Source organism: Stieleria sedimenti, assembly GCF_025060895.1.
GTDB lineage: Bacteria > Planctomycetota > Planctomycetia > Pirellulales > Pirellulaceae > Stieleria > Stieleria sedimenti.
On sequence record NZ_JANZKV010000328.1, the window covers coordinates 1 to 5,648 of the forward strand.

Consider the following 5,648-nt stretch of genomic DNA (forward strand, 5'->3'; position numbering starts at 1 on the left):
ATTGGGCTTTAGCCGCCCGGGTCGCTGCGGAGCAGCGAGAGGGAGTCGCCTGAAGGCTGGACACCAACATCAGTCGATTCGCGCGAGCATTCGGGCGTGCTGCTGCAAGGCACGTGTGACTTCGGCTATTTGCTTCTGCAGGTTGTCCTTCAAACGTTCGACGCTGTCGGCGTCTTGTTGTCGGGCAGCGATCTCCAACTGCGTCGCCGCCTCGCTGGCTTCGTCGGCGCCAAACACCACCAGCGATCCCTTCAGCGAGTGTGCGGCTCGTTCCAACGACCTGTAGTCCAAGTCCGCGACCGCGGTCTGGATTTCATTCATCATCCGCGGCGTCTCTTCCTCCATTGCCGCGATCAATTCGCTCAACAGCTCTTCATCGCCTCCGGCATGCTCGATCGCCGTTTCGAAATCGAAGGGCTGGCTGTGTGGCGGCGGGCAGTCGTTGGCGATGGCAGAGTCTGTGGGTCTGAAGCCGTCGCGCGGTTGTTCAGATCGGCCCTCGGCGTCGCGATCCTGATGCCGCTGAGAAAAGATCGCTTCGATGCTTGCCAATAACTCGGAACTTTTGCTTGTCTTGCGGACGCAGGTGTTCGCCCCCGCAGCTCGGCCGCGTTGGGCGAACTCGGCGGTGTCGTTGCCGGAATACAGAATGATGGGCGTCGCGGCAAACTGCTTGGACTGACGCAGTTCGTGACAAACCTGGTACCCATCGCGCGCGGGCATGTTGACGTCTAAAACAATCAAATCCGGCTTAGTCGCTCGCGCCATCGCCAACGCATCATCACCGTTGGCCGCTTGGATGACATCATGTCCGGCCGCGGCGAGCTTTCGCGTGAACAGCAACCGGAGCGCGCGGTGGTCATCGGCCAGCAGGATCGTCTTGCCCGACGGTGGTCTGTTGAAGGAATCGCCGGCCTGGCTGGTGCGAGTGACCAAGATCACGGTGTCACCTTGATGGACGGCGGTCTGGGGTGGCGGCGTCGGGTCAAAGGTTCCATCACAGCGTTGGATGCCCGCGACCCCGACGGCCGTCGATCCACTCAGAACCTCGTCAACCGTCGTGGCCTGTTCGGCATCGTGACGATGGGGTTTCAACGACACGCCCAACACGCTGGATTGTTCGGAGACGCCCGTCACGACGGATGAACTATCGGCTTGTTGCTTGATCAGCTCGGCGATTTGGCGACCGCCGAGTTTCATCGGGGAGACGACAATGTCCGCCCCGGCCCTCAGAATCCGGTCCTCCACGCCCGAGTCTTCGCCCCGCGCGATGATAAAGATCTTGGGGTTCAATTCCCGCGCCGCCAATGAAATGAACAGGTTGTTCGAGTCGTCGGTCAGCACCGCGATCACCCCTTGAGCCCGCTCGATCGCCGCTTCCTTCAACGTCGTATCCGCGGTCGGATTGCCCCGAACCAACGCAAACCCTTCACGTTCCACGGCCGCGATCGAGGCGTCGTCGTCGGTAATCACGACGAACGGCAACTGGTGGTCCTTCAGTTCCTTGCAAATCGCTCCCCCGATCTTTCCGTAGCCGCACACAATGTAATGCTCTCTCATTCGACTGATCCTTCTGCGCATCTGTTTCCGCGTGATGACCCCGACCCCTTCCAATTCACTCTGAATCACCCAGCGAGCAAACTGCGTGGCGAAGGCGACGACGGCGCCGAATCCACAAAACACCAGGACGACCGTGAAGTACCGTCCGGGGACCGACAACTCATGAATCTCATCAAACTGCGTCGGCGTGATGGCCGTGACGGTCATGTAGAACGCGTCGCCGACCGTGATTCCGTCTTCGATGATCAGATACCCGCCGGTCCCGATCGACAGGACCAACGCGACGAAAACCAGAATCTGCAGGATGTAGCGTGCCGACTCTTTCATGCGTTTAGCTCGACCGACCGCTTTGAAGCATGCCCGATCTCTGGCAGCCGCGTGCACGTCCGGTCCCGGGGGATCACAACCGGGAGAGTTGTTTGTGTGGACGATGAACCGAAGCCCCATTGTAACCCATGCCACCGACCCATTGGACGCCGGAGAAGGCCGGCGGATCGAAAAGCGGTGACGAGCCAGCTTTCCGAGTCAGGTATCCGAATCGGTAAAACCGGGCGGCGGAACCACTTGCCCGTCTTGAACCAAGAACTCCACTGCCGCCTGAGCGTATGGCTGAGTCTCCCGTCGCTCCGAATCCTCGCTGTCCAGCGTGACCATCCCGGATTGATTCATGTACCGATCAAAAGTGAACCGTTCCCCGGCTGAGTTTGACATTGACGTTGATCAACCGCCCGCTGCGTTTGTCTTTGACCAGCAATCGCACCCATCCAAAACGGCTGGCGTAGCGCTGCAGTGCCGTGTCGATCCGCAGAGCCCGATGGGTTCCCATCCCAATCGGATGTTCATTGACGGCGAGAATCCGATCGCCCACTTCCAATCCCACCCTGGCCGCCGCCGTCCCCGGGTAGACTTGTGTCAGCAACAACCCGTTCGCACTGTAGCTGCCATAGACGCCTAAATACCACCCGCCGGAAACAGGATTACCGGAACCCTGGCCGGGTTTCGGTTCGACAAACCCGCCGCCTTCCACCATACCGAGCGTGGTTGCCGAGCGATCCTCGGCCGTTTGCTCACCGGTTTCCGGGCCAATCACAACAACGTCGTCCGCCACCGCTACCGCCAACGAAGACGTGACGAGAAGGGAAAGGCCGATCACACTCCACCGCAAAACGTTCATTTCGAATGTCCCACGACACGTGTGTGCCAGGAGAACTGCGAAGCGCAGCAGCCAAGTTGGCACCCGACCGGCCGCGTCGTTGACGCGCTGCAATAATCGTACCGAACGTGTTGACGGGACAAGCCCATTCAATATTCGATAGACGCCGAAAAACGCTGTCCGGGCGAGGCCCCGATGGGATACAATCGACCGCTGGAAGTGCGTTCATTCTTCAGTCCACTGTTTGACGTGGCACGCACCATGCTTGGAACCCACGAAGCGTTCACGCGCAACGCGTTTCGCTGCTGCATTTGCGACACGGAGATCACTCGTCAGCAGGCCAGATCGTTTCAGACCTGCACGTCATGGAAGTGCCGTTGCGAATACCGAGGCCGATTACGCGATCAAGCAAAGCAAGCCGAAGCGAAATACGAACAGGCGCTGATAGAATTTCGAAGCGGGCTTTGTTCGACGCGCAACCAACTGGCCGATGCATGCGGGTTTGAACATCCGGAAAGGTTTTTGCCGGTTTGTGTCCCAAGCTACAAAGCTGAAATGGTCCAGATGAAGGCGGACCGGCGTGAAAAGCTCCGAGCGTTTTTGCTCGCCCTCGTTGAAGACTGCACTCGTGAAACGGACGTCGATCCGCATCCCCATTCGGAGACGCCGGATCTGGCGCGCGGTACAGACTCGAGCGACCACGACGCCGCGTCGGAAACGCAAACCATGTTCCTGCGCGTGGCCTGTACTTGCTGCGGCGGCCATTGCTGCACCGACGGAGGCGATCAGGCTTATTTCACTGTCGACACGATGCGTCGGTATATCGCCCGCCACCCGGATCAAAGTCCTGATGCGATTGTGGACGACTATCTGCAGCATGTCCCCGACGAAACCTACGAAGCGTCCTGCATCTATCACTCCGCGACCGGTTGCTCCCTGCCCCGCCAAATGCGGGCTGATCTCTGCAATGCCTTTGAATGCTACGGTTTGACACACCTACGCGATCTGGTTGCCGAAAATGCCGCGACGGGGCTGTTCATCGCCGCCACGAACCAGGGACAGGTCATGCGTTATCGCTTCGTCGAACCACTGCATCAGCCCGACGCGCCACCGAGTGGAAGCTAAGTGTCCGATGCAAAGGAGTGGCGTAAGCTTCCAGCTTGCGTTTCACGAGTGAAACGAGACGGCAAGCTGGAAGCTTACCCCACTTTTAAAACGAGACGGCAACGACATCCACGCTACGCCAGCACGTCCTTGACCACATGTCCGTGAACGTTGGTCAAGCGTCTTTCCAGCCCGTTGTGGTAGAACGTCAATCGCTCGTGGTCGAGTCCCATCAAATGCAAGAGCGTAGCGTTGAAGTCGTAGACGGTGGTTGTGTTGGCGGCCGCCTTGAATCCGAACTCATCACTTTCACCATAGCTGATCCCTTTCTTGACACCGGCACCGGCCAGGAAACAGGTGAACGCGTCGGGGTTGTGATCGCGGCCGGTCCCGTTGCCCTGTAAAAACGGCATCCGTCCGAACTCGGTCGCCCAAACGACCAGTGTGTTTTCCAACATCCCCCGCTGCTTCAAATCCGCGAACAACGCCGCGGTCGGCTGATCCATGATCTCCGCCTGCATCGCGTGCGTTTCCAGAATATTGGCATGCGAATCCCAGTTGGTGATGCCGTTTCCGCCGGCCGGGTCGCTGCCGTTGAACAATTGCACGACACGCACGCCCTTTTCGAGCAAGCGTCGAGCAAGAATACAATTGCGTGCATACTGGCCGCGCAACTCGCTGCCGCCTTCGACGCCGTACGCGTTCAAGGTCGCGGCGGTTTCGCCCGAGATGTCCATCACGTCCGGGACCGTGGTCTGCATTTTTCCGGCCAGTTCATAGCTGGCGATCCGCCCGGCCAGATCGGCGTCGCCGGGGTACTGTTCCAAGTGTTTCGCATTGAGCCGGGCCAACAGGTCGACGCTCAGTCGATCTTCCTGAGCCGAGAGCACGTCGGGCCGCCGCAGATTGTTCGGCGGCGCCGCGGCGCTGAAATCGGTGCCTTGGAATGCGGCGGGCAAAAAGCCGTTGCCGAAGTTGTTCTTGCCACTTCGCGCCAAACCTCGTGGGTCATTGATGGCGACGAAGGCCGGCAACTCTTGGTTTTCCGTCCCCAGTGCGTAGGTGACCCAGGCTCCGAACGACGGAAAGCCTTCCATCGTGAAACCGGTGTTCATGAAGTTTTCGCCCTGGGGGTGCGCGCTCGTGTCGGTCGTCAGCGAGTGGATGAACGCGAAATCGTCGACGTGCTGGGCGAGATGCGGCAGCAGTTCAGAAACCATCTTGCCCGTTTCGCCGCGCGGTTTGAACTCCCAAAACGGTTTGGCGATGTTTCCCGTCGGGCCTTCAAAGGTCACTTCGGGGATCCCCGGTGGCTTTTGTCCGTGCAGTTCCCAGAGCGCCGGTTTGTAGTCAAACGTGTCGACATGACTGACCGCTCCGGGGCAATAGATCACCAACACCTGTTTGGCAGGCATCTCGAAGTGCCCCGGGCGCGAGGCATACGGCTGACTCGGATCGATGGCAGGCCGAATCGGCGTCTTCCCGCTGACCGTTTTGACATCGGCGGCCAACAATCCGTCAGCCTCGAGCAAGCTGGCCAGCGCCAGAGCACTCGTCGACAGTCCGGCCGTATGCAAAAAACCTCGGCGATCGAGCAAACGACGGCCCAAGGGGGAAAGCTTTTCAGGGTTCGTCATGGTTTAATGGCAGCGTTGTGTTTTCGAATTCGATCGTGTGCAACTGTTTCGTGCTCGCATGCGTATCAAGCACCGCACGCGGTGCAGGTCGGTCAACGGATCGTGGTACGACGTCCTTTCCGGGGCGTCGAAAAACAATGGGCGACTGCCCGGAAGGGCCGTCGGACCAGGCATGCGGCTAAAGCCCAATACCG

At 59.5% G+C, this 5,648-nt stretch carries 5 protein-coding genes; 1 reads left to right on the forward strand and 4 read right to left on the reverse strand.

What is annotated here, in order from left to right; translation table 11 throughout:
* Positions 1-69: 69 nt before the first annotated feature.
* The 3 genes from NZK35_RS32475 to NZK35_RS32485 form a co-directional block, all read right to left on the reverse strand.
* Positions 70-1,887, reverse strand: a complete 1,818-nt coding sequence (locus NZK35_RS32475) for an NAD-binding protein (RefSeq protein ID WP_259636686.1) — start codon at positions 1,885-1,887, stop codon at positions 70-72.
* 198 nt (positions 1,888-2,085) lie between these two features.
* The gene (locus NZK35_RS32480) at positions 2,086-2,229 is read right to left on the reverse strand and encodes a hypothetical protein (RefSeq protein WP_259636687.1); all 144 of its coding nucleotides are present in this window, start codon (positions 2,227-2,229) and stop codon (positions 2,086-2,088) included.
* A gap of 7 nt (positions 2,230-2,236) precedes the next feature.
* Complete coding sequence (locus tag NZK35_RS32485; RefSeq protein ID WP_259636688.1) at positions 2,237-2,734, reverse strand: PDZ domain-containing protein; 498 nt, start codon at positions 2,732-2,734, stop codon at positions 2,237-2,239.
* A 174-nt stretch (positions 2,735-2,908) separates the two neighbouring features.
* Here NZK35_RS32485 and NZK35_RS32490 point away from each other — a divergent pair, with 174 nt between their 5' ends.
* Positions 2,909-3,838: a hypothetical protein gene (locus tag NZK35_RS32490; RefSeq protein WP_259636689.1), complete on the forward strand. Its 930-nt coding sequence runs from the start codon at positions 2,909-2,911 to the stop codon at positions 3,836-3,838.
* A 113-nt stretch (positions 3,839-3,951) separates the two neighbouring features.
* Here NZK35_RS32490 and NZK35_RS32495 read toward each other — a convergent pair whose 3' ends face one another.
* Positions 3,952-5,454, reverse strand: coding sequence for a DUF1501 domain-containing protein (locus tag NZK35_RS32495; RefSeq protein WP_259636690.1), 1,503 nt, complete (start codon positions 5,452-5,454; stop codon positions 3,952-3,954).
* Between the last annotated feature and the right edge of the window lie 194 nt (positions 5,455-5,648).

Coding starts and splice junctions, on each gene's coding strand:
- NZK35_RS32475 (WP_259636686.1), bottom strand. CDS start 1,887: ATGAAAGAGTCGGCACGCTACATCCTGCAGATTCTGGTTTTCGTCGCG.
- NZK35_RS32485 (WP_259636688.1), bottom strand. CDS start 2,734: ATGAACGTTTTGCGGTGGAGTGTGATCGGCCTTTCCCTTCTCGTCACG.
- NZK35_RS32490 (WP_259636689.1), top strand. CDS start 2,909: ATGGGATACAATCGACCGCTGGAAGTGCGTTCATTCTTCAGTCCACTG.
- NZK35_RS32495 (WP_259636690.1), bottom strand. CDS start 5,454: ATGACGAACCCTGAAAAGCTTTCCCCCTTGGGCCGTCGTTTGCTCGAT.
- NZK35_RS32480 (WP_259636687.1), bottom strand. CDS start 2,229: ATGAATCAATCCGGGATGGTCACGCTGGACAGCGAGGATTCGGAGCGA.